The following is a 23,588-nucleotide window of genomic DNA, read 5'->3' on the forward strand; positions in this document are numbered from 1 at the left end:
GGCCATTGCACCATTATGACACTGCCACACGATATTGAGGCCAAGCAGGCCACCGCCCAGCACTGGTTCCGCGCTCTGCGCGACCAGATTGTTGCCGCCTTCGAAACCATCGAGGCCGAAGTAGCCGGCCCCAACGCCCATTTGCCGGCTGGTAAATTCGACATCGCCCCCTGGGACCGCCCCGCCGGCGGCGGCGGCGAGATGAGCATGCTGTATGGCCGCGTGTTTGAAAAAGCCGGCGTGCATATCTCCACCGTGCATGGTGAATTCTCAGAAGAGTTTGCCAAGCAGATGCCCGGCACTGAGGCCGGCACCAAATTCTGGAGTTCAGGGATTTCGCTGATCGTCCACCCCTGGAACCCCCATGTTCCAGCGGTGCATATGAACACGCGGATGATCGTCACCGGCAAGCAGTGGTTCGGCGGCGGCGCTGACCTGACCCCGGTGCTGGATCGCCGCCGCACCCAGGACGATCCCGATACCGTCGATTTCCACGCCGCCATGCGCGCCGCCTGCGATGGCCATGCGGGCGTCGATTACGATCGCTACAAGAAGTGGTGCGACGATTATTTCTTCCTCCCGCACCGCAATGAGCATCGCGGCGTCGGCGGCATTTTCTACGACCAGCACAATTCGGGCGATTGGGACGCTGACTTTGACTTCACCCAGTCGGTGGGTCGCACCTTCCTCGATATCTATCCCCAGTTGGTGCGCCGCAATTTCGAGACCCGCTGGACCGATGCCGAACGGCAGGAGCAGCTGGTACGCCGCGGCCGCTATGTCGAATTCAACCTGCTCTATGATCGCGGCACCACCTTCGGGCTGAAGACCGGCGGCAATATCAACGCCATCCTGTCGTCCCTGCCCCCCGAAGTTCGCTGGCCCTGAGATGCAACCTTTCCGGGCGCTGCGCGTTTTGCGCAGCAAACCGGAAGGATGACCATCATGAAGCGATTTGATTCCGGCTCACTGATTCCCGGCGCCACGTGGCATGCCGAGGCTGATAGTGAAGCCGAAGTGGTGCGCCGCGCGGTGGAAAGCCTGCGGCGCTATCACGGCGAGACCGAGGTGCGGCCCGAGATGATCGAGCGCATCAAGGAGCGGATTGTGGAGGTCGGCGGCTAGCGGCGCGCCTGCGCCAGCAGCTCCACTTTCCCCAGCGTAAAGCCGCTGTCGATCCAGACCCGCTCCAGCCGCGCCAGCTCGCGGCCCAGCGCCGGACCGGGCGGGATACCGAAATCCGTCAGATCATACCCCGACAATGGGAATGGCGGCACCACGATAGCCGCCAAAGTGCGCGCGGCTTCGGCCAGACGGGCCGGCCCCCATTTGCCCAGCGCGGCCGCCGCAGCAAGACCTTCGACCGCCGCCTCGCCATGCCGATAGGCCGCCTCGCCGATTCGATCGTATTGCAGCAGGGTTGCGGCCTTGATGATGGCGCGGGCCGTATTGAGCTGCTCGTTGGAGAGCCGCCACGCAGACTGCGCGGCGTCGAGATCATCGCCGGCGATCAGGGCCAGCCGGGTCTCGGGCGATTGCCCTCCCAACTGCTCATAGGCGGCCAGCGCCGGCAGCGCCGGTTCAGCCAGCGACAACAGACCGATATCGGCCATCTGCGTCAGGGTGCGCGTGATTTTGGGCAGGCCCAGCATGCGTATGATTTCGCCGCCAACGCGTTCGCGCGACAAATGGCCGAGTTCACTAACCGCCGCCGCGCAGGCCGCTAGACCCGCGGCGTCGAAGTTTTCCCCGCCATGGCTGGCCGAGAGGCGGAAGAAGCGATAGACGCGCAGCCCGTCCTCGGCGATGCGCTGAGTCGGCGCGCCGATGAAACGGACCACCCCATTGCGCGCGTCCTCGACCCCGCCCAGCGGGTCATACAGCGTGCCGTCAGCAGCGCAATAGAGAGCGTTGAGAGTGAAATCGCGGCGACCGGCGTCTTCCACCCAGTCGGTGCCGAAGGCGACCACCGCGTGGCGGCCATCGGTTTCCACATCGCGGCGCAGGGTCGTCACCTCGGCCAGCGTCTCGCCCAGCTTGAGCGTCACCGTGCCGTGGTCGATGCCGGTGGGATAGTAGGCGATACCGGCTGCCGTGGCCCGGGCGATCACCTCATCGGGCAGCAATTCGGTCGCCATATCGATGTCGCCGCTATGGGCTCGACCCATGATGGTGTCGCGTACCACCCCGCCCACGGCACGGGTGCGGCGGTTGGCGCCATCCAGCGCGGCAAAGATCGCCTGCGTTTCGGGGCGGAGCCGCCACTCGGCCGAAGCCAGCGCGTCACTCATGACGCGGCCTCTTTCATCGCCAGATCGCGGAAACGGCGCGTCAGATTGGCGGTAATGCCCCAGATGCGGTGCCCGTCATGGTCGATTTTCCAGGTGCGGTGTTCCTTGCCGTTCCGCTCGACGCGGAATTCGCCATAGGCCTCGGGCGTGAGTATCCGCTGCAGCGGCACCTCGAACACCGAATGCACCTCGCCCGGATTGGGCACGAAGGGCCTGCTCGGCCGTACCGTCGCCACCACCGGGGTGATGAGATAATTGGTGCCGGTGTAATAAGTCGGCATGAAGCCGATAACCCGGACATCCGCCTGCAGCATGCCGACCTCTTCGAAGGCCTCGCGCAGCGCCGCAGCCGCCACGTCCGCATCGCCGGCATCGACCTTGCCACCGGGAAAAGCCACCTGCCCCGAATGGGCCCGCAAATCCGGCGAGCGCTCGGTATAGAGCACGGTATGGCCCTCGGGCCGCCGAATCAGCGCGATCAGCACGGCTGCCGGCGTGGGCGGCCGGGTGTACGGGGTTTCCGGCGCCCAGTCAGGCACCAGCGTATGCGCCGGCGGCAGCGGCGGCGGCATGGTCAGCAGGCGCGTGGCCAGACGGTCAATAATGGCGTCATCGGACGACAAGGGGACACCGGAAAACGTTTCGGAAACCGGAGCTTAGGCCAGTGTACCGCCAAGGGTCCACCGCGTTTTGCGCAGCTCTGCCCGTCACTCAGCCCTGATGCCAGGCAGCAATCGGGCCCGACAGCGTGGTCGCCAGGCTCTTGTCCTCGGCAAACACCAGCACCCGCGTGGGGTCGACCGGGCCGGGGAACTCGATATTGCCCAACGTCGTCGGCTCCCAGCCCAGCGGGCAATAATAATCGCGGTCGCCCACCAACATGACGAACTGGCCATCGCCCCGCGCCAAAGCGCGCTTGGTGACTTCGCGGGCCAGCAGCTTGCCGGCGCCGAGCTTGCGGAAATTGGGGTGGGTGGCGAGCGGCCCGAGCATCCAGCCATTGATGCCGCCAATGCTGATCAGGGTCATCCACACCGAGCCGCAGGCCGTACCGTCGACTTCGGCGACGAGGCTCAGGCTCTTGTCGATGGGGAACCGCTCGCGAATGCGGAACGCCGTGCGCGCGAACCGGCCGGGACCGAAGGCGGTTGCCTGCAAATCCTCGATGAATTCATCATCAGCTTGGGTGGCGGGGCGAACCTGGAGCGCCACAGCGGTCAGAGCGGAGACAGCAGCGGGCGCAGCCGAAGGCGCAGAAACAAGGGTCATGACGATGATCCAGAATGGGAGATGCGTAGGAACCCGGTGCTTGAAAAGCACCGCTCGAGGGACCGCTTACGGTCGTCGGGTCGCCAGCAAAACCTTCACCATCCTGGGCGCCTCCACGCCTGAAATTCGCATTAGCACCATGGGGGCCTCGCGTAAAATGAAAATCATGGATCGCGCGCCAAATTGCAAGGGGCATCAACCAGCTGTGGCCCAAATGCACAACGGATCGTTGCATGAATGCAGCCTTATCGCTCGCCCCGCCGGTTACTATGTGTCAGGCAGCAACAAACGACGATGGGATATGATCCCGACAACGCGTCGACAACATGACGGAAAGGGTTCGATCTTGGGACAATTGATCGACGGAAACTGGTCCACCCAGTGGTACGACACCAAAAAGAGCGGTGGCAAATTCGAACGCAGCCAGGCGGGCTTCCGCAATTGGGTGACCGCTGATGGCAGCCCCGGCCCATCCGGCGTCGGTGGTTTCAAGGCCGAAGCCGGCCGCTATCACCTCTATGTGTCGCTGGCCTGCCCCTGGGCGCATCGCACGCTGATCTTCCGCAAGCTCAAGAATCTCGAGGGCCTGATCTCGGTATCGACCGTCTCGTCCAAAATGCCCGACGAAACCGGCTGGAGCTTTGACACCGCCAGCGGCTCGACCGGCGATACGCTGCTCGGCAAGGATCTGCTGTGGCAGGTCTATACGCAGGCCGTGCCCGACTATACCGGCCGCGTCACCGTGCCGGTGCTGTGGGACAAGCAGACCAACACCATCGTCTCCAATGAGAGCTCGGAAATCATCCGCATGTTCAACTCGGCTTTCGACGAGTTGACCGGCAACACCGATGACTACTATCCCGAAGCGCTGCGCAGCGTGATCGATCCGATCAATGCCCGCGTCTATGACGACATCAACAATGGCGTCTACAAGGCCGGCTTCGCCACCACGCAAGCCGCCTATGACGAGGCCGTGGCCACGCTATTCGAGGCGCTGGACTGGGTAGAAGCCAAGCTGGGCGAGACGGCCTATATCACCGGCGACAGCATCACCGAAGCCGATTGGCGGCTGTTCACCACGCTGGTGCGGTTCGACGCGGTCTATGTCGGCCACTTCAAATGCAATTTGAAGCGCATCGCCGACTACGCCAATATTTCGCATTATCTCAAGGCGCTCTACGAAGTGCCCGGGATCAAGGAAACCCTCGATCTCGAGCATATCCGCACGCACTACTATTGGAGCCACATCACCATCAACCCGACCCGGATCGTCCCGGTTGGGCCGGAGTTGCCGTTCCTGAAATAGGCTATTCGCAGGCTGTGGGCAGTTCGAGGCGATAGCTCGTCTTGCCCACGCCGGCCGGCGGCTCTGGCACCAGATAGACCGTCAGGTCGCATTCCTGGGTCCGGATCATCCATTCGGCAGCGCCATCGGCGCGGGTACCCGAATTGGTGATCTGCCCGATCGGCGCTTGCCGCACCGCGTCGGCCACGTCGCTACTGCCCAGGATCATGGCGATCTGCTCGGCGCTGTCATAATAGCCCGACAGCGCGGCGAAGGCCGAAGTCGGCGTCAGCAGCAGCAGGGCGGCGAGGATGTATTTCATGCAGACTCTCCACAGGGGACACTTGGGCGGGCCCGCGAAACGCTAACCTGCAGAAGGGCGCGCGTCTGAGCAGCGCCCTTCTGGGAAGCAATAGTCGGAGGCGGCTAGGCCCAACGCGTCGGCGGCTACTTCTTGGTGCCGGCGCCCGAGGTTGTCGCGGCAAACCCCTTGAGTGTGGGCACCGAAGCGTTGGTTTTCGGCTTTTCCTGCTTGGGCTTTTTAGCTTGGCCCTTGCTGTTCTTGGCCATGTGGGCCTCCTTGTTCGGCGCGGTCATCGCCCGAACCCCCACAATTGCACGAATTGGTTGCATTCGGCAGACAATCCCCTCAGCGCCAGATCCTGGTCTAATAACCCCACACCTTGCGGCGCGGCACTTTGTCAAAATACTCGTCGATCCGCTGTGACGTGGCCGGCGTCACCTTTTCCGGCAAAGCATGGCGATCGAACCAGCCCACTTCGGCTATCTCGTGATCGGGTTTGCGCTCGAACACCTTCTCGAACTTCGTCGCCACATAGAAAGCGACATGGTCGCGGTCGGTCACCGGGCTGGAATTGTGGTAGATACCGAATAGCTGCATCGGGCCGATCACGCGAAAGCCGGTTTCTTCCAGCGTTTCGCGGGCCCCCGCATGCTCAAAAGTCTCCCCCGGGCTGACGCCGCCGCCGGGAAACTGCCAACCGGGCACATAGGTGTGCCGGATCAGCAGCACCTTGTCGCCATCGACCACCATCACCCGGCTCCCCAAAGTCATGCGGTGCCACAGACCCTTGAGGGTCAGGAACACCTTGGCGCGCCAGCGCTGGAAGCCATTCATCTGCATTGAAACACTCCTTGGTGCGCCATCGATAGCAGAGACTTGATCGCGACAAAATTGACCACAGAGCCGATTGACCGTTTTCTTGCCGGCCCCCTTCTGGCATTACGCCCCCAATGATCACCCTGGCCCACATCTCCGATATCCACCTGTCGCCCATGCCGACCGTCGGCTGGCGCGATCTGCTCGGCAAACGCCTCACCGGCTATCTGAACTGGAAGCTGCGCCGGCACGGCGAGCTGAACAGCGAAACGCTGACCACGCTGGTCGCCCATATGCAGGCGCAGAATGCCGACTTCACGGCGGTGACCGGCGATCTGGTCAATCTGGCGCTGCGCTATGAAATGGACCGCGCCGGGGAATGGCTGCAGGCGCTCGGCGCCTCCGACAAGATCGCCGTCTGCCCCGGCAACCACGACGCCTATGTGTCGGGGGCCCTCGAATCCGCCCAGCATGCCTGGGGCGATTATATGCGCGGGGAAACCCTCGACGACGCCGCCTTTCCCTTTGTGCGCCGCATCGGCGAACTGGCGGTCATCTCCTGCTCCAGCGCCGTACCGACCCGCCCGTTCCTCGCCATCGGGCGCTTCGATGAAGCCCAGGCCGACCGGCTGGGCCGCATTCTCAAAATCATGGGCGAAGCGGATTATTTCCGCACCATACTGATCCACCATCCACCCAATGCCGAATTGCAGCACCCCTCATTCGGGCTCAAGGGCCACAAGCTGTTCCGGCAGGTCATTGCCGAGCATGGCGCCGAACTGATCCTGCATGGGCACACCCACCGCTCCTCGATCCACTCGATTCCGGGCAAGGACCGCGAAGTGCCGGTGGTCGGCGTTGCCGCCGCCAGCGCCGCCCAGGGCGGCACGCTGGACGATCCCGCACGCTACAATCTGTTCCGCATCGAACGCACTGGCGATGGCGGCTGGACCTGCACCATGCGCGAATATGGCTTCCAGCGTCTGGGCAGCGAGATTGTCATGCGGCTGCAGATGCGGATCTGCTGAGGGCGGCCAGCCGCCTCAATACTGTCCATCCCGTCCACCCGGACGGCACCTAAAAACTCGATGTCATCCCGGCCTTGAGCCGGGATCCATCTCGAGATCTCAGGATGGGCCCCGGCTCAAGGCCGGGGTGACATCGTGGGTGGGGCAATACCGCAAGACGCGCCAATCACCGCCCAGCAGTTTTCTCCCGCGTGCGGTTGTGCAGCGCTTCGACTTCCGGCGTTAGCGCCTCCCCGAAATCACCCATTTCGTAAAACGGGCGGATTTCGAGTTCGCTATAGCCGGGCATCGGATTGGGGCAACGCTTGGCCCAGGCGACGGCCTCGTCCATGTCGCGCACCTCCCAGATCCAATAGCCGGCCACCAATTCCTTGGTTTCGGTAAACGGGCCGTCGATGACGATGCGCTTGGCGCCGTCAAAGCCAATGCGCTTGCCCTGACTGGAGGGGCGCAGCCCGTCGCCGGCCAGCATGATGCCGGCATCGACCAGTTCCTCGTTGAATTTGCCCATGGATTCGAGCATCTCGGTCGTCGGCAACACACCGACTTCGCTGTCCTCGCTCGCCTTGACCAATACCATGACACGCATCTTGATCTCTCCTTGTTGCGGGGCCGCTTGCCCCTTACCCTCCCGACGAGCGAACTGGCCTCAATTCGACACAACAAACTGCCCCACTCCCGCCACGGCCGCAAATCACCTATATGATCAGTCAACCCGCGAGTGCCCCCTGCCTTGACCGAACAATTTCTCATCGAGCGCCCCCAATTCGATCCGGCGACGGGCATAGCCCGCTTCGGCTACGGTTTGGACGGCCTGCATTTTGTTGAAACGCTGAACCTGCCGGCCGGCGCCGATCTGGCTGCTGCCGACAGTCTGGGGTTTCGCAAGCTGCTTGATCTGACCGCCATCGTGCTCGGCGTCAGCTATTTCAAACTCAAGGCGCCCTTCGTCATCGCCGCCCCGGACATTCCGCTGAGCGAGGCTGAACGGGCCTTTGCCATCGACGTCTACGAAAACGGGCTCGGCGAATTCTACGCCCGCAACAATCTGCTGCGCTTCGGCAAGCTGTCCATTGCAGCACCGGACGATACCGCGACTTTGCCCGCCGTGCCCCTGCCCAACCGTACGCTGCTGCCGATTGGCGGCGGCAAGGATTCGCTGGTCAGCGTCGATCTGCTCAGCCACACCGGGGTGGATTTCACCCCCTTTGCGGTCAATCCCAAAGGGCCGATCCTGACCTCGGTCGCCACCATCGGCATCGAGCCGGTCTATGTCACCCGCACCCTCGACGCCGAGATGATCCGGCTGGGCCAAGAGCCGGGCTATTACAACGGCCACGTGCCCTCGACGGCGATCAACTCGATGATCGCCGCGCTCTGCGCCCTGCTCTATGGCTACAACCAGATCGTGCTCAGCAATGAGCGCTCGGCCAGCGAGGGCAATGTCGAATTCGATGGCCGCGAGACCAATCACCAATATTCCAAATCGCTGGGTTTCGAGCTGCTGATCGCCGCCATTCTGAGCGACGCCACCGGCGGATCGCTGAAGTATTTCAGCCTGTTGCGGCCCTATTCCGAGGCCCGCATCGCCTCGCTCTTCACCCACGAAACCAAGTTCGACCACGTGTTTTCGAGCTGCAACCGCAATTTTCGGTTGGCCGGGCATGACGGGCATCTGTGGTGCGGCGACTGTCCGAAATGCCATTTCGTCTTCCTGATTTTTGCGCCCTTCATGGCCAAGGATCGCTTGCTGTCGATCTTCGGCAAGGACCTGCTCGACAACCCCGCCAATGAAGGCTCGTTCCGCGAACTGGCCGGGCTGGCCGGGCAAAAACCCTGGGAATGTGTCGGCGAAATCCTCGAAGCGGCCGCCTGTCTTTATACCCTGACCCGCCATGCGGATTGGCACGAAGCGGCGGTGGTGCGGGCGGTCAAGGCGGATTTGTTCGCCCAGTATGGCGAGCCCAAACTGCAGCTGGCGATGGCCGAATGCCTGACCGACAGCCATGATCACCATATTCCGCCGGCACTGGCCGCACGGGTGGCCGCCTATGCGGTTTGAAGAACCGGTTCTGCTCTATGGCGCCGGCCGCGAGGCGGTGTCGACGCGGGCTTTTCTCAAGGCGCGGCAGCCAGAGCTAAAGGTGTTCGTCACCGTCGATAGCGGCAGCGCCGATATCGATGAGACTGAGGCGATTGCCCCAGAAGACTTGCCCGCCGCCATCACGGCGCATCGCTTTGGTTTGATTGTCAAAAGTCCCGGTGTGTCGCGCTATAAGCCGGTCTTCGCGCTTGCACGCGATGCCGGTATTCCGGTGACCTCCAACCTCAATCTGTGGAGCAGCGCCTATCAGGATGGGCGCCAGGTCATCGCCATCACCGGCACCAAGGGCAAATCGACCACCGCCACTTTGGTGCATCTGATGCTGACGCAATCGGGCATTGATGCCGGGCTGGCCGGCAATGTCGGGCTGGCGCCGCTCGATATCGCTGATCGCTATCCAATTGTAATATTTGAGCTTTCCAGCTACCAGACCGCCGACATGATTTTGCAGCCCGATCTCGCGGCGCTGACCAATCTGTTCCCCGAGCATGTCGATTGGCACGGCAATGTGGAGCGTTATTTCCACGACAAGCTGCATCTGATCGACCGCGAGGGCGGCTTTCCGGTGGCGCTGGGCGCAGCGGCCAAGAACAATGCGCTGGTGGCTCAGGCGCTGCGCGACCCAAGCCGACTGGTCCGCGCGCTGACCGATGACGAACGCGCCACTATCGACAAAGCTGCAGCCAGATCACGCCTTAAAGGCTTGCATAACCTCGATAATTGCCACCTCGCCGCCGAAATCGCATTGGCGGCGGGCGGTACGCTGGAGGGGATTTTGCGCGGCATCGCCGCCTTCATGCCGCTGCCGCACCGGCTGGAGGAGCATCCCATTGGCGGCGTGCTGTTTGTCGATGACTCAATCTCCACCACTCCCGAGGCGACCAAGGCAGCTTTGGCGGCGTATCGGGGGCAGCGGTTGGCACTGATTGCGGGTGGGCATGAGCGGCAGCAGGATTATGCTGAACTGGCAAATCTGCTGACGGGCTATGGGGTTACCACGCTGGCCTGCCTGCCGGTGACCGGTGACCGGCTGGCCGAGGCGACCCGTGCGGTTGCGCCGCAAATTGCGGTGCTGGAAGCGCCGGATCTCGAAACGGCGATGCGGGCTTTGCATGGCCAGCGGCAGAATTTTGATGCGGTGATCCTCTCGCCGGGGGCGCCGTCTTATAATCAATTCAAGAATTTCGAGGAGCGCGGGGCGCGTTTCATTGCCCTGGCGCAGGATATTTTCGGCTGACAGGCCAATAGGATAGCTCATGAACGGCGCCATCTATCTGCTCATCGCCATTGTCGGCGAGGTGATTGCCACCTCGTTCCTGCGCGCCTCGGCCGGCTTCACCCAATTGGTCCCGTCGATCGTGGTGGTCGTCGGTTATAGCGTGACGTTTTACTTCTTTTCGCTGGCGCTGCAGACCATTCCGGTGGGTATTGGCTACGCCATCTGGTCGGGTGTCGGCATCGTCTTGGTCTCGATCATCGCCTATTTCGTCTATGGCCAGACGCTGGACCTGCCGGCGCTGATCGGCATCGGATTGATCCTCGCCGGGGTGCTCGTGATCAATTTATTCTCGCAAGCATCGGCCCATTAGCTGGCAGTTTTCTGCCAGCATGCTGGTGGTTTGCTGTCAGCATGCTGGCGGTTTTCTTGCTAAAACGTCTCGGTCAGCGCCGCCTGGGGGACACCGGCCGCGAGCAGCGCCTCGCGGATCGCTTCGATCAGGACATTATCGCCGATGCGTTCGCGCAAACGCGGCAGCACGCCCCTGGCGCGGAAGCTCGCTACATCCAATACCTGCGGCAGGTAGCGATTGACCACGGCGCTGTCGCCAGCGCCCTGCCCGGCCATGATGGCCAGCACCGGCCCCAATTCGCGATCGGCGAGAGCGTAGAGTTCGGCCCGTTCGATGGCGCTGGCGAAATCGCCATCGCGCAAGGCCAGCAGCGTCGGTACGCCTTGGTACCAGGGCGGCGGGCTGGGCGACTGTTCGGCGGCGTCGCGCGCCATGGCTTCGGCCTCGCTGAGATTGCCCTCGAACGCCAGCAGCCGCGCATAGGCGGCCAGCGCGTCGGCATTGGCTGGATTGAGTTGCACCGATGAACTGAAATCGACGCGAGCCCGGATGCGGTCATGTTGCGCGTCATGCAGCCGGCCCTGCTGCTCCCAGACGAAAGCGCTGATCGGATTGAGCCCGATGGCCTGCTCGAGGCTGATGGTGGCCAATTGCAGCCGTTCGGCCGGCGACGCGTCGGCGGACGGGTGTTCGGCCAGCAGGCTGGCCGAGGCGGCCAGCGCCATGGCGTTCTGTCGGTCATCCTCCGGCAACGCGGCGAAACAGGCGCTGGCCCGCTCGGCCTCCGCCGCCCCGCCGGTTTCGCGGTATAGATCGAACAGCATACGACACAGATAAAGATTGAGCCGGCCATCGGGGAGGACGCCAGCGGTCAGCCACTGCCGCGCCCGGACATGCAACGGCCCGCGCGGACTGCCCAGCACCAGGCTCAGCGATTTCGAAACCCTGTCGAGCACGCCGGGCGCGGCGGCCTCGGTGGCGGGCACGGCCAGCGTGTGGCTCCACACCACCGTGCTGGTCACGCTGTCGGTGAGAATGGCGCTATATTGCACGACGTCGCCTTCGGGGCGGACAATGCCGGTCAGCACGTAATCGCTGGTCGGCAGGCCGGCGACCACGATATTGCCGCCACCCCCGCCACCACCGCCATAGCGCACCCCGAGATCGCCGAACTGTTCGAGGTCGGTCACCAATTCGATGGCCAGCCCCGCCACCGGTGGCGCGACGCTGGCCGCGCCGGCCAGATTTTGAAACTCGACAATGGTAATGCTGGGTCGCTGCAGCATCTCGGCCAGCGACTGGGCTTCCAGCCGCGCCCCCAGGCAGAAAGCGCATAGGCGGCCAGCGCCACCAGCAGCGCTATCCCCGCCAGCACAAACCAGGTTGGCGGCAGCCGACGCCCCCGGGCCGGCCGCGTGCGCGCCACAGCCGGTGGCGGGCTCGCTGGTGGCGGCGCGACGCCACCCCGGCCGGCGACGAATTCGGGAATATAGCGCCCGACCGGCAACTGGATGCGGACGAGTTCACCCATGCCAGAGCCGAGATAATAATCATCGAGCAGACTGCGCAGACGCCGCGCCTGCACGCGCACGATCGGGTCGGCCTGCGGATCGAAATCAACGGCGCGGCCGAACACATCCACCGCAATGGAATAGGCCTTGATGGCCTGTTCATCACCATCCAGCGTGCGGCGCACGATATAGTCGAGAAACCGGCCAAGCTGCGGCGAGCGTGAAATCTCTGGCCACGCGAGCAGCCGCTCAAGAGCAGTCAGGATCGCTTCGCGTTGCGGCGCAGGATCGGACAACCACGCCTCCCGGTTAGGCATTCATAGTGACTCGTTACATGTAAAACGCAAGCGCGTGTTACACCGGCGTAACCTGATTTTGCCTTTTCCACCGCTTCACGGTGCAGCATACGCGGGCTGTCGACGTTATCACGCCGCATAGTTTCCGGTTGGCTAGGCCCCGACCGAAACGCTTTGACCACCTAGTTTCGAATGCTAACGCCCGCCGCCCGCCGCGGTGCCGGCGAATATTTGCTTAAACGACATTGCTCCGGGGCGTCCGGCGCAACGAGGTGCGTATTGAACGATTATGTGGAAAACCTGCCCTTCGTGGCACTTGTGGATGATGACCAGCATTCGGCGCAGCTGCTGACGCGCATGCTGCTCGGCCAGGGCTCGCCCGCTATCGCATGGTACGGCGACGGCCATGATGGCGCCACCATGCTCCGCACGGTGCTGGGCAATCCGGCCGCCAACTGGCCCAGCCTGCTGATCGTCGATCTCAAGGCGCATAGCAGCGCTACGCTCGAATTCATCGCTGCCATCCAGCCACTGGCCCGCCAGAAGGGCGTGCCGGTCGTGGTGATGGCACCACCGCTCGGGCCACGGGCCCGCGACGCCCTGCATGACAGCGGCGCCGCAGCGGTGTTCTGCCGCCATGCCGATCTCGACGCCTATCGGCGCGAAGCGGCTGGCATTGTCAGTTTCTGGGCGCAAAGTCAGCGCCTTGATGCGGTTGGCATGTAGCTCCTGCGTCCACAGGTTGCATGCCTCGGCCGGGTGGGTGCTGCAGAACGGTTTTCGAACCGCTCCTGCATTCCCAAGTACCCCTCCGGCCACTCACACCTTCCCGGCCCGCTTGCACCGCGACCGGGAAGGGCGCCCGCCCCGCTCCAAGGGGCGTTGGCGCGAGGGCGCGGTCGCGACACCTCCTGGTCGCGTCCGCACGGGGGGAGAAGCAAATCGGCAGCGCGCTCGTCCCTCGGCGCTGCTGCCCCAATCTATTGCTTCTCCCCGCGGCCTCGCTCAGTGCCGGGATGCTTGTCATCATGTCCGCGAATGAATTTGTGGGCCACCACCCGCAAGGCCACCACCCGCAAGGCCGCCAGCACGGTCACGGCCAGCAGCGCCACGCCAAAGGCGACGAGATAATAGCCCAGCGCCGTTGCCAGCCCCACCGCCCCGGCCAGCCACATGCCGGCGCCGGTGGTCAGCCCCTGCACATTGCTGCCGCTCTTGAAGATGGCGCCAGCGCCGAGAAAGGCGATGCCCGCCGTGACCGCCTCGACGGCGCGGATCGGGTCGGCCCGCAAGCCACCGCTATCGGGCTCGATGGTGTGGAAAATCTCGAAGGCCAGGATGGTGAACAGCGCCGCTGCCACCGACACCAGAATATGGGTGCGCAGCCCGGCCTCGGCCGTGTGCCATTCCCGTTCGAAGCCGATCATCGCCCCCAGCACCGCCGCAATCAGCAGGCGGATGGCGATGATGTGCTGGGGCAGATAGGTCTGGACGAAGCCGAATTCGTTGCCGACATCCATGATGGGGTCCGGAGTTTGTGACGCTGTGGGCACAACCCCGTGGGGTTGGGTTTGTTCCAATGGGGGGTGCGTGCTTGCATCGGTGTATCGGTTCCTTCGCCTCCCTCCCCCTTGAGGGGAGGGATTGAGGGAGGGGGTCGTGCAGTTTGCCACAAGGCGACCCCCTCCCCGGCCCTCCCCTCAAGGGGGAGGGAGGGAAAGAGCTGATAGCTTCATGCCGCCAGAGGAGAAATCTCAGGATGGGTCCCGGCTCAAGGCCGGGATGACATCGGGGGTGGGGGGAACGGCGGGGGTTAGCCCGGATTTACACTGTCTTGAGCCAGCCGCCGTCGACGAAATAGGTTGAGCCGGTGGAATAGCTGGCTTTGTCCGAACACATGAAGACGAAGAAATTCGCCAGCTCCTCCGGCGTGGCGAAGCGCTTCATGCCGCCGGCTTCGTCGGCGACGGCTTGCAGATGGGCTTTCCAACCGGCTTCGCCGGCAATTTCCTTGGCGGTCTTGATCCAGTCGCCGGTGAGGATCAGGCCGGGATTGATGGTGTTGACGCGAATATTGTCGCCCACCACCTCATTGGCCAGCGTCTTGGAAAACATCATCAGCGCCGCTTTGGTGGTGTTGTAGATCGGCTCGTACCACAGCGGCTGCACGGCGCAGATCGAGGCATTGTGCAGGATCACCCCGCCGCCCCGCGTCTTCATGGCCGGCATCAGGCCGCGCGCCAGCCGCACCGCGGCCATCACATGCAGATCCCAGTAATATTGCCATTTGGCGTCGTCGGCTTCGGCGATGGTTTCGTTCGACCCGGTACCGGCATTGTTGATGAGAATATCGCCCCCGCCAAAGGCCTTGTGCGTGCCGGCAATGACGGCGTCGCAGCCGGCGGCGGTGGCGATGTCAGCGGCAATGGCGGTGGCGATGATGCCGAATTTGTCGGCCACCTGCGCCGCTGCATCGTCACCGCGCTCCTGGTTGCGGCCAACCAGCACGAGGTTGGCGCCCTCGGCGGCCAGTCCCTCGGCTATCGCCAGGCCGATCCCGGTGGTGCCGCCGGTGATGACGGCGATTTTGTCGCGCAAGTTCAAGTCCATGCTTGGCTCCTTGGATTGAAGGCCCCCTCATCCGCCCTTCGGGCACCTTCTCCCACGAGGGGAGAAGGTGATGGAGCCGAGAGTGCCTCTTACTTGGCCACCCGGATTTGCAGCTTTACGTCGGTGGGCCTTGCTTCCACGGCGCGGTCGAAGGCCAGAACCGCGTCTTCGAAGGCAAAGGTCTCGGAGATCAGCGGCTTGAGGTCGACCTTGCCCGAGGCGATCAGGGCGATGGCGCGGTCATATTGGTGGGCATAGCGGAAGACATTTTCGATGCGCAGTTCCTTGACCGAGGCGCCAGCGATATCGACGGCCACCGGCTCGACCGGCAGGCCGACCACGACGATGGCGCCGCCGGGGCGCGGCAGCTCCATGATGGTTTTCCAGGCGTGCGGCGAGCCGGAGCATTCAAACACCACATCGGCGCCCCACCCCTCGGTGAGCCGGGCCACTTCGGCAACGATGTTGTTGTCGCGAATATTGACCGGGATGATGCCCTGATATTGCGCGGCGATATCGAGCTTGGGCTGGGCCAGATCGGCGACGATCACCCTGGCGCAGCCGCCGGCCAAGGCCGCCAGCGCCACCATGGTGCCGATTGGTCCTGCCCCCAGCACCACGGCCGTATCGCCGGGCATGATGCGGGCCTTGCTGGCCGCCTGCATGCCCACGGCGAAGGGTTCGACCATGGCGCCTTCGGCAAAGCTCACATTGTCGGGCAGCTTGAAGGTGTAGTTGGCCGGATGCACCACTTCGGGCGTGAGCACGCCATGGATCGGCGGCGTGGCCCAGAAGCTTACCGCCGGATCGACATTATACATGCCGAGCCGGCTGGCCCGCGAATTGGGGTCGGGAATGCCCGGCTCCATGCAGACCCGGTCGCCGATTTTGAGATGGGTCACCCCGGCGCCGATTTCGGTGACCGTGCCGGCGGCTTCATGGCCCAGCACCATCGGCGCGTTGACCACGAAGGGGCCGATTTTGCCATGGGTGTAATAATGCACGTCCGAACCGCAGACGCCCACAGTGTGGATAGCGATCTTGACCATGCCCGGTCCGACCTCGAGCGGCAGCTCGATATCGCGCAGGGCCAGCTCGTGCTGGCGTTCGAGAACAAGGGCGCGGACTTTGGTCATGGAACATCCTCTTGAGGCCTGAAGCACTGGGCAGCCGCCCAGCTATTGGGCAAGTGTAACCCAGCCAATCAGCGCAGCAAGGCAGGATTCAGGCTTTTCCGGCCCGGCTGCGGGCGCTGTTTGTCGGCCTTCCCGGCGAATTAGCCCAAAGCTTGGTAACCAGTCCGCAATTTTACGCATTGTATGGTCGCTGACGTATGGTTCCAACCGGTCCGCTGATGCAGCCAAAGACCTCGACACGCGAACGCTGGCAGTTCTCTGCAGCAGTTCTGTTGCCCGTCATTCTCGCGTTGGTCATTACGGCTTCGGCGGTGCTCGGCTTTGTCTTGTGGTCGACCGCCAATATCGACCAGCGCGCGCTCGAGCGGCAAAGCGCCATGTTCGAGCAGCTTATCGAGGCCCGCCGCGCCCGTATCGAACATGAGCTGGAAAGCGTGGCCTATCGCGACACCGCGGTGGTCAATACCAGGCTGATGTTCAACTATAACTGGGTCGACGAAAATCTGGGCCGGTGGATGTATGATTTCTTCGAGCATAACCGGTCGGTGGTGCTCGATGCGACGGCGCAGCCGCTTTACCTGATGCAGGATGGCGTCGCCGTCGATCTCGCCGGCTACCACCAGATTGCCAGCCCGATCCAGGCGCTGGTCAACCAGCTGCGCGCCCGTCCCCCCGCCAGGGTGGCGCCCGGCGCTGTTCCGGCACCGCAATCGCTGTCCGATTTTGCCGTGGTGGAAGGCATTCCCGCCATTGTCAGCGTGATGACCATCATGTCCAACACCGGCGCGGTAGTGCAGGAGCCCGGCACCGAGCCATTGCTTGCGGTGGTGCAATTTCTCGATGCCGAGGCCGCCGCCCAGTTCAGCCGCGAATATCTGTTCGAGAACGGCGCGTTCAGCCTGGTCCGCAGCAGCGGCGCCGATCGCGCCACCCACCCCATTCTCAACTCGGGCGGGCGCTTCATTGCCTTTTTCGAATGGGACCACGACCGCCCCGGCCTGATGCTGCTACGCCAGACCGGCCCGGCGCTGGTCGCCGCCTTCATTGTCGGCTCTATCCTGGTGTTTCTGCTGCTGCAGCAATTGCGCCGCTCCGCCGCTGCGCTGACGGCGGGACGCCAGCATGCCGAATATCAGGCGGCGCATGACCGGCTGACCGGCCTGCCCAACCGCATGAGCTTTGACCTGCATCTCGCCCGGGTGCTGACCGACCAGCAGGACGGCAGCGCCCATTGCGCCTTGCTGATGCTGGATCTCGACCGCTTCAAGCAGGTCAATGACACGCTGGGCCATCAGGCCGGTGATGAGCTGATCTGCGCCGTCGGGCAGCGCATCCGCAATATTGTCGGCCAGGAGATGATGCTGGCCCGGCTCGGCGGCGATGAATTCGCGATCCTGACCACCACCCATGACGCCCCCCAGGACGTGGCGGCCCTGGCCAGCCGCATCATCGAGGCGGTGGGCCAGCCGTTTGAGCTCAACCATTTCAAGGCCCATGTCGGCGCCAGTATCGGCATCGTCCACAAGGCCGGCACCGCCGAGCCGCGCGAACTGGTGCGCAAGGCCGATATCGCGCTCTACGAGGCCAAGGCCAGCGGGCGCAATCGCGCCGTGGTCTATGAGGAGCATATGAACGAGCTGCTGCAGCTGCAGCACACCATCGAGGGCGAGCTGCGGCTGGCGCTGCAGCGCAATGACCAGCTCTGGGTGGCGTTCCAGCCGCTGATCGACCAGACCAGCCGCAAGGTGATCGGCGCCGAGGCGCTGGCGCGCTGGAACCACCCCAAATTCGGGCAGATTTCACCGGCCCGGTTTATTCCGGTGGCCGAGAATACCGGGCTGATCGAAGCGCTGGGCGAGGCGGTGTTGCGCAGCGCCTGCGAGCTGGGCGCCACGGCCCCCGGCCGCACTATCGCCGTCAACATCTCGCCGACCCAATTGCGCAATCCCGATTTTTCCATGCTGGTGTTCGACATTCTGCACCAGACCGGGATGCGGCCGGTGGATCTGGAGCTGGAAATCACCGAGTCGATCCTGCTCGATGACGAGCATGTTTCGGCCGGCAATCTGCGCACCTTCCGCGCGGCGGGGATCCATATCGCGCTGGATGATTTCGGCACCGGCTATTCCTCGCTGAGCTATCTCAAGCGCTATCCGGTCGACCGCATCAAGATTGACCGCTCCTTTGTCTGCCAGCTCGCCGAGGGGCATGTCTCGGTGCCGATCACCCAGGCGATCGTCACCCTGGCCCATGCCATGGATATCGAGGTGACTGCCGAAGGGGTGGAGACCGAGGATCAGGCCGATATTCTCGGCCAGCTCGGCTGCAATATCCTGCAGGGCTTCCTGTTCTCGGGCGGCGTTCCCGCCGGCGCGATCCAGACCATTTTCGCCGACACCGCCAACAGCCCCGAGCGCCGCCGCCGCACCAAGGCGGCGTGAGCCCTTAGCTCGGGTTGGACTGGGTCAGCGTATAGATCAGATAGATGATGGCGAAGAGCACGACGATGCCGAGCGTCGACAGCACCAGCACGCGCAAATTCATCCGGCGCGCATTGCCCTGACGGACATCGGTCGTGCTCCTGTGCGGATCATAGGTTTTCATGACGCGTTCCTTTGCAATGTCAGGGCCAACGTGCGCCACGCCATCGCGGTTCCCTGCCGCCTCTTGACGCGGCGCGGCGGCCAGCCGAGTCTCGGTCATGACCAAACCTCAGGACCGCTCGATGACCCTTACTGCCGCGACCCTCACAAGCATGATCATGGCCGGACAGGGCAAGGAAAAGGCCGATCTGGTCATCACCAATGTGCAATTGCTCGACGTGATCACCGGGGCGGTGACCACCACCGATATCGCCATTGTCGGCGACCGGATTGTCGGCACCCATGCGCGTTACGAGGGCAAGACGGTGATCGATGGCAAGGGGCGCTTCGCCGTGCCCGGCTTTATCGATACGCATCTGCATATTGAATCGTCCTTGGTGACGCCGTTCGAGTTCGACCGCTGCGTGCTGCCGCATGGCGTGACCACGGTAATCTGCGATCCGCATGAAATCGCCAATGTGCTGGGCGCCGAGGGGATCAAATATTTCCTCGATTGCGCCGAGCAGACGGTGATGGATGTGCGGGTGAACCTGTCGTCCTGTGTGCCGGCGACGGGGTTTGAAACCTCGGGCGCGGCGCTGGAAATCGAGGATTTGCAGCCGTTCCGCAGCCATCCCAAGGTGATCGGGCTGGCGGAAATGATGAATTTCCCCGGCGTGCTGCATGCTGATCCAGGCATTATCGCCAAGCTGGTGGCGTTTCAGGATGGCCATATCGATGGCCACGCGCCGTTGCTGAGTGGCACCGCGCTCAATGGCTATCTCGCCGCCGCCATCCGCACCGACCATGAAGCCACCAGCGCCGCTGAAGCCCGCGAAAAGCTGAGCAAGGGCATGGCCATTCTCATTCGCGAAGGCTCGGTGTCAAAAGACCTCAAGGCGCTGGCCGAAGTGCTGGACGAAAACACCTCCAGCTTCGTCGCGCTGTGTACCGATGACCGCAATCCGCTCGATATCGCCGAGGAAGGGCACTTGGATAGCTCCATTCGCCGGCTGATCGCCATGGGGCGGCCGCTGCATCACGTCTATCGCGCCGCCAGCCACTCGGCCGCGCGGATTTTCGGGCTGCGCGACCGCGGGCTGGTGGCCCCCGGCTGGCGCGCCGATATTGCGCTGCTCGATAGTCTGGAAGATTGCCGCGTCAGCGATGTCATCACTGGCGGGCGGCTGGTGGGGCCGGAGCTGTTTGCGGCGCGGCAGCCGGTCGCCACGGTGGGCCTCGACTCGATGAAGGCCAACAAGGTGACGGCGGATGACTTCATCGTCGCGCCGCGCGCCGACCAGAACCAGACCCCGGTGATCGGCGTCAAACCCGGCTTGATCCTGACCTTCCGCGACAGCGCCACCCTGCCGGTGGGCGACAAGGGCACCATGCCCGATCTCGAGGCCGATGTGCTCAAGGTCGCGGTGATCGAGCGGCACGGCAAGAATGGCAATATCGGGCGCGGCTTCGTGCGCGGCTTTGGCCTCAAACGTGGCGCCATCGCTTCTTCGGTGGGCCATGACAGCCACAATATCACGGTGATCGGCGCCACCGACGAAGACATGGCGGTGGCGGTAAACCGGCTGATCGAGCTGCGTGGCGGCTTTGTCGTGTCCGATGGCGGCAGGGTGACGGCCGAACTGGCGCTGCCGATTGCGGGGCTGATGAGCCCCAAGCCGTTCGAGGAGGTGACGCATGATCTGCATGCGCTGCGTGACGCCGCCTATGCGCTGGATTGCGTGTTGCCGGAGCCGTTTTTGCAGGTGGCGTTTCTGGCCTTGCCGGTGATCCCGCATCTCAAGATGACCGATCGCGGGCTGTTCGACGTGGACAAGTTCGACTTCGTGGAGTGAGCCAGAAATGGGCATCGGCAGTCTGATCCTCGCCCGACTATATGGACTGCCGCCGCGCCTATCCGGCGCCAACCGCCGGCGCGACATCGCCTTGCCGATGGATGACGGCGTGACGCTGATGACCGATGTGTATTCGCCGAAAGCACCGGGGCCGCATCCGACGATATTGATGCGGCTGCCCTATGGGCGGCAGGGTTTTGGCACGGTGGCCGAATGCTATGCCGAGCGTGGCTTTCATGTGGTGCTGCAAGCCTGCCGGGGCACCGAAAAATCCGGCGGCGAGTTCGATCCGCTGGTCAATGAGCGCGGCGATGGGCTGGCCACTTTGCGCTGGATCGCGGCGCAGGATTGGTATGACGGGCGGCTTGGGCTCTCGGGGCCGTCTTATCTCGGCTATGCGCAATGGGCGATTTGCGACGCCCTGCCGGCGGTGTCGGCAATGGCGACCAAGGTCACCAGCGCCGAATTTCGCTCGGTGGTGTTTCCCGCTGGGGCCTTCCATCTCGGGCTGTGGCTGAGCTGGGTGCAGGTGATCGAGGGCCTGCGCGGCAACCCATTGCAGATGACCGGCAGCATGTTTTCCGGCGGGGTGGAAAAACGCACCGCCCGCGCCGCCATGACGCTGCCGTTGCAACATGCCGACAATGTTGCGGTGGGCCATGACGTCAAATTCTGGCAGCACTGGTTCGACGTCGCCATCGGCAATGACGCCTTCTGGCGGGAACTCGACCATCGCCACCGGCTGGGGCCACATACTCCGCCCAACCACTTCATTTCCGGCTGGCATGATTTCATGCTCGACCAGCTACTGCGCGATTATCAGAGCCTGGTGTCGTTTGGGCACCAGCCCTATCTGACGGTGGGGCCATGGACCCATATCGCCAATGATCTGCAAGCCGAGAGCATGCGCGAAACCCTGCATTGGATGCGGGCCAAGCTGCTGGGCGACCCGTCCGGGCTGCGGGAGAAGCCGGTGCGGCTTCATATTTCGGGGCTGGATGAATGGCGCGAGTTTGACGCCTATCCGCCGGCGCCGCCGGTGATGCAGAGCTGGGGCATTGGCGCGGGTGGGCGGCTGAGGCGGGAGGGGTTTTCGGAGGGCAGCGACCGCTATCGCTATGACCCAGCCGATCCGACGCCCAATATCGGGGGCAATATGTTTGCCTTTACCGGGGCTGGGCCGGTCGACAATGCGCCGCGCGAAAGCCGGGCGGATGTGCTGCTCTATTCATCGGAGCCGCTGGCGGAAAACCTCATCATTCTGGGGCAGACGCAGGTGAGTTTGCGGGCAAGAGCCAGTATCAAACACGCCGATTTTTTCCTGCGGCTGTGTGATGTGGGGACCGATGGGGTGTCGATCAATATTTGCGACGGGCTGATCCGGGTGACGCCGGAGACGCCGGTGGAGGCGGATGGGTGCTGGCGACTGGAATTTGTGCTGCATGCGGCGTCGCATTGTTTTCTCGCCGGGCATCGGCTGCGGCTGCAAGTGTCGTCCGGGGCACATCCGCGCTATGCGCGGAATTTGGGGACGGATGAGCCGGTGGGCACCGGGACCAGCATGGTGGCCAATGAGGTGGAGGTTTTTTACGGGGGGACGGGCGTGAACTTGGCGACGTATGCCGAGGCGTCCCTCTCCCCTTGAGGGAGAGGGATAGAAAATCTGCGTCCAGCGGATTTTCGAGGGTGAGGGGTACTGCGCTAGCCCATGCCCAAAGGCCAACACAAGAGACCCCTCATCCGCCCTTCGGGCACCTTCTCCCTCAAGGGGAGAAAGCATGACAAGGCAGAAGCAGAGAAATAGGTCGAGACCCAGCTGTCGAAATGCATCACATGGCCAACGCTTTATTGCATCAAACAACTGATATCGCTATATTTTCTTCATTCTCTGACCCGACCCATTCATCGTCATCATCAATGTTTTGCGTGCCGCAGCTGCGCTTGTAACAGGCGCATTTGTCCACCATAGTGCATAACATGGATGACGAAATGAAACTCCCGCCTTACGTCGTGCGCCGCGGCACGGTGCTGCAATATGTCCGTCGGATCCCCGGGGATCTGGCGCACGCTTATCCCATCCAGCGCATTCAGCGCACCCTGGCCACCGCCAATGCCTCGGAAGCTTATGCCGCGGCGGCGCGCATCACCACCGACCTCGACGCCCAGTTCGCCGCCCTGCGCCGTGAAAAGGGCTTTGCCATCGGGATCATCCATGTCGATAGCTGGACCTGGCCGGATTGGGAACAACTGGCCGCATGGTTCAAGGCGACGCTGATCGAAGATGACCTCAAGGGGCTGACCCTAGGCCGGAAGGGCCATGCGGTCGCCGGCAAGCCCGGGCGGCCAGTCGATCTCAGTCTGGCCTATCCCGATGCGCCAGCCCTGATCCAGCACGACAACCGGCTCAAGGAGATGACCGTTGGCGAGTATGCCACCGAGCGCTGCGCCTTCGTGCAATCGATCATGCGCCGGCTCGGGGTGCCAGTGTCGCAGGCCAACCCGTATTTTGCTCGTTTCATGGCTGCCGCCCTGGCCGCTGAGATCAAGTTCCTCGATGTCGCGTTGCGCTTTCGCCTGGGTCAGGATGTGCAACATGCCCATCCCGATACGGTGGCTGGCCCGTGGCAGGCCGAGATCGCCAGCAGCACTGATGCGCAGGTGGCCCGGATTATGGGCTCGGCCAACGCCCGACAGGCGACCGCCGGGAAATCTTTGTCTGATTGCCGCGCCGCTTATGCTGCCGAACGGATCCGGACCAACAAGCCGGCGACCAGCAAGCAATTGGACGACATGGATAAGACCATTGGCCTGTTCCAGGCGCTGGCCGGGGTCAGCGATGTCGGTCTGGTGCAGCGCCGGCATATCATATCGTTTCGCGACCAGATGTATGACAGCGGCCGCTACGCCACCGCTTCAGTCAATAAGCGCA

The 23,588-nt window shown here is 63.4% G+C and carries 25 protein-coding genes; 12 read left to right on the top strand and 13 right to left on the bottom strand.

The window, feature by feature from the left end:
* Positions 1 to 15: 15 nt before the first annotated feature.
* Together hemF and ACX3OZ_RS17940 are read left to right on the top strand one after the other, a co-directional pair.
* A complete protein-coding gene (gene hemF, locus ACX3OZ_RS17935; RefSeq protein WP_459105101.1) occupies positions 16 to 888 on the top strand; it encodes an oxygen-dependent coproporphyrinogen oxidase in 873 nt (290 codons plus the stop codon).
* Between the two features lie 57 nt (positions 889 to 945).
* Positions 946 to 1,125, top strand: a complete 180-nt coding sequence (locus tag ACX3OZ_RS17940; protein WP_459095996.1) for a DUF1059 domain-containing protein — start codon at positions 946 to 948, stop codon at positions 1,123 to 1,125.
* On the opposite strand, the gene ACX3OZ_RS17945 is transcribed toward ACX3OZ_RS17940, so the two are convergent.
* The 3 genes from ACX3OZ_RS17945 to ACX3OZ_RS17955 all read right to left on the bottom strand — a co-directional run bounded on the left by ACX3OZ_RS17945 (position 1,122) and on the right by ACX3OZ_RS17955 (position 3,560).
* Positions 1,122 to 2,291 (bottom strand): CCA tRNA nucleotidyltransferase, encoded by a 1,170-nt coding sequence (locus tag ACX3OZ_RS17945; RefSeq protein ID WP_459105102.1) that lies wholly within the window; start codon positions 2,289 to 2,291, stop codon positions 1,122 to 1,124. The two genes, ACX3OZ_RS17940 and ACX3OZ_RS17945, sit on opposite strands and share 4 nt — an antisense overlap.
* Positions 2,288 to 2,914: a CoA pyrophosphatase gene (locus ACX3OZ_RS17950; protein ID WP_459105103.1), complete on the bottom strand. Its 627-nt coding sequence runs from the start codon at positions 2,912 to 2,914 to the stop codon at positions 2,288 to 2,290. Before ACX3OZ_RS17950 ends, ACX3OZ_RS17945 begins: the two co-directional genes overlap by 4 nt.
* An 88-nt stretch (positions 2,915 to 3,002) precedes the next feature.
* Positions 3,003 to 3,560 carry a GNAT family N-acetyltransferase gene (locus tag ACX3OZ_RS17955; protein ID WP_459105104.1) on the bottom strand — a complete coding sequence of 186 codons (558 nt, stop codon included), beginning with the start codon at positions 3,558 to 3,560 and terminating at the stop codon, positions 3,003 to 3,005.
* A 346-nt stretch (positions 3,561 to 3,906) separates the two neighbouring features.
* Here ACX3OZ_RS17955 and ACX3OZ_RS17960 point away from each other — a divergent pair, with 346 nt between their 5' ends.
* Positions 3,907 to 4,866, top strand: a complete 960-nt coding sequence (locus ACX3OZ_RS17960) for a glutathione S-transferase family protein (RefSeq protein WP_459105105.1) — start codon at positions 3,907 to 3,909, stop codon at positions 4,864 to 4,866.
* A 1-nt stretch (position 4,867) separates the two neighbouring features.
* On the opposite strand, the gene ACX3OZ_RS17965 is transcribed toward ACX3OZ_RS17960, so the two are convergent.
* The 3 genes from ACX3OZ_RS17965 to ACX3OZ_RS17975 form a co-directional block, all read right to left on the bottom strand.
* Positions 4,868 to 5,167 carry a hypothetical protein gene (locus ACX3OZ_RS17965; RefSeq protein WP_459095991.1) on the bottom strand — a complete coding sequence of 100 codons (300 nt, stop codon included), beginning with the start codon at positions 5,165 to 5,167 and terminating at the stop codon, positions 4,868 to 4,870.
* Positions 5,168 to 5,292: 125 nt separating this feature from the next.
* The gene (locus ACX3OZ_RS17970) at positions 5,293 to 5,415 is read right to left on the bottom strand and encodes a hypothetical protein (RefSeq protein WP_459095990.1); all 123 of its coding nucleotides are present in this window, start codon (positions 5,413 to 5,415) and stop codon (positions 5,293 to 5,295) included.
* Positions 5,416 to 5,512: 97 nt separating this feature from the next.
* Positions 5,513 to 5,989 (bottom strand): NUDIX domain-containing protein, encoded by a 477-nt coding sequence (locus ACX3OZ_RS17975; protein WP_459105106.1) that lies wholly within the window; start codon positions 5,987 to 5,989, stop codon positions 5,513 to 5,515.
* 110 nt (positions 5,990 to 6,099) lie between these two features.
* On the opposite strand from ACX3OZ_RS17975, the gene ACX3OZ_RS17980 reads away from it, so the two are divergent.
* A complete protein-coding gene (locus tag ACX3OZ_RS17980) occupies positions 6,100 to 6,993 on the top strand; it encodes a metallophosphoesterase family protein (RefSeq protein WP_459095988.1) in 894 nt (297 codons plus the stop codon).
* A 166-nt stretch (positions 6,994 to 7,159) separates the two neighbouring features.
* Here the strand turns inward: ACX3OZ_RS17980 and ACX3OZ_RS17985 are convergent, their stop codons facing one another.
* Positions 7,160 to 7,582, bottom strand: coding sequence for a YciI family protein (locus ACX3OZ_RS17985; RefSeq protein ID WP_459095987.1), 423 nt, complete (start codon positions 7,580 to 7,582; stop codon positions 7,160 to 7,162).
* 144 nt (positions 7,583 to 7,726) lie between these two features.
* Here ACX3OZ_RS17985 and ACX3OZ_RS17990 point away from each other — a divergent pair, with 144 nt between their 5' ends.
* Genes ACX3OZ_RS17990 through ACX3OZ_RS18000 form a run of 3 tightly spaced genes read left to right on the top strand, consistent with a single transcriptional unit; the run spans position 7,727 to position 10,686 of the window.
* Positions 7,727 to 9,055: a hypothetical protein gene (locus tag ACX3OZ_RS17990; protein ID WP_459095986.1), complete on the top strand. Its 1,329-nt coding sequence runs from the start codon at positions 7,727 to 7,729 to the stop codon at positions 9,053 to 9,055.
* Entirely contained in the window at positions 9,045 to 10,334 is a 1,290-nt protein-coding gene (murD, locus tag ACX3OZ_RS17995; RefSeq protein WP_459095985.1) for a UDP-N-acetylmuramoyl-L-alanine--D-glutamate ligase, read from the top strand. Before ACX3OZ_RS17990 ends, murD begins: the two co-directional genes overlap by 11 nt.
* A 19-nt stretch (positions 10,335 to 10,353) precedes the next feature.
* Entirely contained in the window at positions 10,354 to 10,686 is a 333-nt protein-coding gene (locus tag ACX3OZ_RS18000) for an SMR family transporter (protein WP_459095984.1), read from the top strand.
* 59 nt (positions 10,687 to 10,745) lie between these two features.
* On the opposite strand, the gene ACX3OZ_RS18005 is transcribed toward ACX3OZ_RS18000, so the two are convergent.
* Both ACX3OZ_RS18005 and ACX3OZ_RS18010 read right to left on the bottom strand, forming a co-directional pair.
* Positions 10,746 to 11,954, bottom strand: a complete 1,209-nt coding sequence (locus ACX3OZ_RS18005; protein ID WP_459105107.1) for a tetratricopeptide repeat protein — start codon at positions 11,952 to 11,954, stop codon at positions 10,746 to 10,748.
* A complete protein-coding gene (locus ACX3OZ_RS18010; protein ID WP_459105108.1) occupies positions 11,855 to 12,475 on the bottom strand; it encodes a hypothetical protein in 621 nt (206 codons plus the stop codon). Before ACX3OZ_RS18010 ends, ACX3OZ_RS18005 begins: the two co-directional genes overlap by 100 nt.
* Positions 12,476 to 12,754: 279 nt before the next feature.
* Between ACX3OZ_RS18010 and ACX3OZ_RS18015 the strand changes: the two genes are divergently transcribed.
* Positions 12,755 to 13,201: an ANTAR domain-containing protein gene (locus ACX3OZ_RS18015; protein ID WP_459105109.1), complete on the top strand. Its 447-nt coding sequence runs from the start codon at positions 12,755 to 12,757 to the stop codon at positions 13,199 to 13,201.
* Positions 13,202 to 13,455: 254 nt separating this feature from the next.
* On the opposite strand, the gene ACX3OZ_RS18020 is transcribed toward ACX3OZ_RS18015, so the two are convergent.
* The 3 genes from ACX3OZ_RS18020 to ACX3OZ_RS18030 form a co-directional block, all read right to left on the bottom strand.
* Complete coding sequence (locus ACX3OZ_RS18020) at positions 13,456 to 13,995, bottom strand: MgtC/SapB family protein (protein ID WP_459105110.1); 540 nt, start codon at positions 13,993 to 13,995, stop codon at positions 13,456 to 13,458.
* Positions 13,996 to 14,299: 304 nt separating this feature from the next.
* Complete coding sequence (locus ACX3OZ_RS18025; RefSeq protein ID WP_459095980.1) at positions 14,300 to 15,085, bottom strand: SDR family NAD(P)-dependent oxidoreductase; 786 nt, start codon at positions 15,083 to 15,085, stop codon at positions 14,300 to 14,302.
* Between the two features lie 89 nt (positions 15,086 to 15,174).
* Positions 15,175 to 16,221 carry an NAD(P)-dependent alcohol dehydrogenase gene (locus ACX3OZ_RS18030; protein WP_459095979.1) on the bottom strand — a complete coding sequence of 349 codons (1,047 nt, stop codon included), beginning with the start codon at positions 16,219 to 16,221 and terminating at the stop codon, positions 15,175 to 15,177.
* A gap of 272 nt (positions 16,222 to 16,493) precedes the next feature.
* Here ACX3OZ_RS18030 and ACX3OZ_RS18035 point away from each other — a divergent pair, with 272 nt between their 5' ends.
* Positions 16,494 to 18,662, top strand: a complete 2,169-nt coding sequence (locus ACX3OZ_RS18035; RefSeq protein WP_459095978.1) for a putative bifunctional diguanylate cyclase/phosphodiesterase — start codon at positions 16,494 to 16,496, stop codon at positions 18,660 to 18,662.
* Positions 18,663 to 18,666: 4 nt separating this feature from the next.
* Here the strand turns inward: ACX3OZ_RS18035 and ACX3OZ_RS18040 are convergent, their stop codons facing one another.
* Positions 18,667 to 18,924 (bottom strand): hypothetical protein, encoded by a 258-nt coding sequence (locus tag ACX3OZ_RS18040; RefSeq protein WP_459095977.1) that lies wholly within the window; start codon positions 18,922 to 18,924, stop codon positions 18,667 to 18,669.
* On the opposite strand from ACX3OZ_RS18040, the gene ade reads away from it, so the two are divergent.
* From ade to ACX3OZ_RS18055, 3 genes are all read left to right on the top strand, one after another.
* Complete coding sequence (ade, locus tag ACX3OZ_RS18045; protein WP_459095976.1) at positions 18,923 to 20,659, top strand: adenine deaminase; 1,737 nt, start codon at positions 18,923 to 18,925, stop codon at positions 20,657 to 20,659. The two genes, ACX3OZ_RS18040 and ade, sit on opposite strands and share 2 nt — an antisense overlap.
* 7 nt (positions 20,660 to 20,666) lie before the next feature.
* Positions 20,667 to 22,304, top strand: a complete 1,638-nt coding sequence (locus ACX3OZ_RS18050) for a CocE/NonD family hydrolase (RefSeq protein ID WP_459095975.1) — start codon at positions 20,667 to 20,669, stop codon at positions 22,302 to 22,304.
* A gap of 344 nt (positions 22,305 to 22,648) precedes the next feature.
* The coding region (locus ACX3OZ_RS18055) for a DUF6538 domain-containing protein (RefSeq protein WP_459105111.1) at positions 22,649 to 23,588 on the top strand (940 nt) is incomplete at its 3' end.

The sequence above is a fragment of the Devosia sp. A369 genome (genome assembly GCF_054489345.1).